This window comes from Desulfofundulus sp., from assembly GCF_049701015.1.
Taxonomy (GTDB): domain Bacteria; phylum Bacillota; class Desulfotomaculia; order Desulfotomaculales; family Desulfovirgulaceae; genus Desulfofundulus.
Map to the genome: position 1 here is coordinate 1 of NZ_JBNATZ010000353.1, position 2,070 is coordinate 2,070.

1 protein-coding gene and 1 pseudogene are annotated in these 2,070 nt (G+C 54.2%); both read left to right on the forward strand.

Features of this window, described 5'->3' with window-relative positions; translation table 11 throughout:
- Positions 1 to 27: 27 nt before the first annotated feature.
- Positions 28 to 1,731 (forward strand): potassium-transporting ATPase subunit KdpA, encoded by a 1,704-nt coding sequence (gene kdpA, locus ACPLUI_RS14265; RefSeq protein ID WP_424660908.1) that lies wholly within the window; start codon positions 28 to 30, stop codon positions 1,729 to 1,731.
- 20 nt (positions 1,732 to 1,751) lie between these two features.
- A pseudogene (locus ACPLUI_RS14270) lies at positions 1,752 to 2,070 on the forward strand (hypothetical protein); the annotation flags it as partial.

The following is a 2,070-nucleotide window of genomic DNA, read 5'->3' on the forward strand; positions in this document are numbered from 1 at the left end:
CTCTTTGATGAAAGCGGAGGATATGTGATGAAAACCACGGACATCGTCCAGTTCCTGCTCTTTATCGTTTTACTGCTGGTTCTGGCCACACCGCTGGGTATTTATATGGCCCGGGTGTACAATGGTGAACGCACGATGCTGGACCGCCTGCTCGGTCCACTGGAGAAGATGATTTACCGGCTGGCCGGGGTGGATGCGCAGAGTGAGATGAACTGGCGGGAGTATGCTGGTGCCCTGCTGGCCTTTAACTTACTCGGGATGGTTATATTATTTTTGTTACAACTACTCCAGGGATATCTCCCATGGAACCCGCAGCATCTGGGGGCGGTGAAGCCGGACCTGGCCTTTAACACGGCGGTCAGTTTTGTGACCAATACCAACTGGCAAGCCTACGCAGGTGAATCCACCATGAGCTATTTCACCCAGATGGCCGGGTTGACAGTGCAGAATTTTGTTTCTGCGGCTACTGGTATGGCCGTGGTAGTGGCGCTCACCCGGGGCCTGGCCAGACGGTCGGCACGTACCATCGGCAACTTCTGGGTGGATCTGACCCGTTCCGTTCTGTGGATTCTGCTGCCCATTTCCGTGATAGGTGCGCTGTTTCTGGTTTCCCAGGGAGTCATCCAAAATCTGAGTCCCTATCTGACCGTGTCGACCCTGGAAGGTGGCCGTCAGACCATAGCCATGGGGCCGGTGGCTTCTCAGGAGATTATCAAGTTGCTGGGAACAAACGGAGGCGGTTTTTTCAATGCCAACTCCTCCCATCCTTTTGAGAACCCGACCCCTCTGACCAACCTGGTGGAAATGCTGGCCATCCTGGTCATCCCCGCCGGTCTGACCGTTACCTTCGGTCGAATGGTAGGGGACAGCCGGCAGGGCCGCGTGATTCTGGCAGCCATGTTACTCCTTTTTGTCCTCTTTCTTGGTGTTTGTTATGCGGCCGAGGTGGCAGGTAACCCCTTGCTGAACACTCGGGGTGTAGCCGGCCCTTCAATGGAAGGGAAAGAAGTGCGTTTTGGTGTAGCCAATTCAGTCCTCTTTGCCACTATAACCACCGCCGCTTCCTGTGGGGCTGTCAATACAATGCACGATAGCCTTACCCCTCTTGGCGGGCTGATTCCCATGCTGCAGATGATGCTGGGCGAGGTAGTTTTTGGGGGTGTAGGTGCGGGACTCTACGGCATGCTGGTTTTCGTCATCCTCACAGTATTTATCATCGGCCTGATGGTGGGGCGTACTCCGGAATACCTTGGGAAAAAAATTGAGTTTCGGGAAACCAAGATGGCTACTCTGGCAGTAATTATTCCGGCCGCCGTCATCCTGGTGGGTGCAGCTCTGGCTTCAGCGACAAAAGAGGGTACTGCCTCAATCTTAAACCCCGGGCCCCACGGCTTGAGTGAAATACTGTATGCCTTTGCCTCTGCCGCTGGTAACAACGGAAGCGCCTTTGCTGGATTAAATGCCAACACTTCGTTTTATAACCTGGCTTTGGCTCTGGCCATGCTCATCGGGCGTTTTGGAGTGATCCTCCCGGTACTGGCTATTGCCGGGAGTATGGCGGAGAAAAAGACTGCCCCAGCCGGCCCGGGTACTTTTGAAACTACCAGTCCGTTGTTTGTCGGGTTGCTGGCGGGCACGGTGCTCATTGTGGGGGCATTAACCTTTTTCCCCGCCCTGGCGTTGGGGCCTATTGTGGAACAGCTCTTGATGTTTGGTGGAAAAATCTATTAAATTGAAGAGAGGTGTGCTGCATGGAGGGCCATGACGGGGTTACTCTGTCGCACATGGAAAAGCCGGCCGGGAGAACGGAAGGTCCTGACAAGACCTTCGAAGATGCTGATGGGGTAAGAAAAACGATTCAGGGCGGTTTCAACCGGGTGTTGCTCTTGCGTGCTGCCAGGGATGCCTTTTTTAAATTGAACCCACGTTTTTTATGGACAAACCCTGTGATCTTTGTGGTTGAGGTAGTGGCGTTTCTAACCACATTCTTTACCATCCGGGATGCGGTGGTCGGGAAGACGGCTACTCTCTGGTTTGACAGTCAGATTAGCGCCTGGCTCTGGATCACCG

Coding starts and splice junctions, on each gene's coding strand:
- kdpA (WP_424660908.1), top strand. CDS start 28: ATGAAAACCACGGACATCGTCCAGTTCCTGCTCTTTATCGTTTTACTG.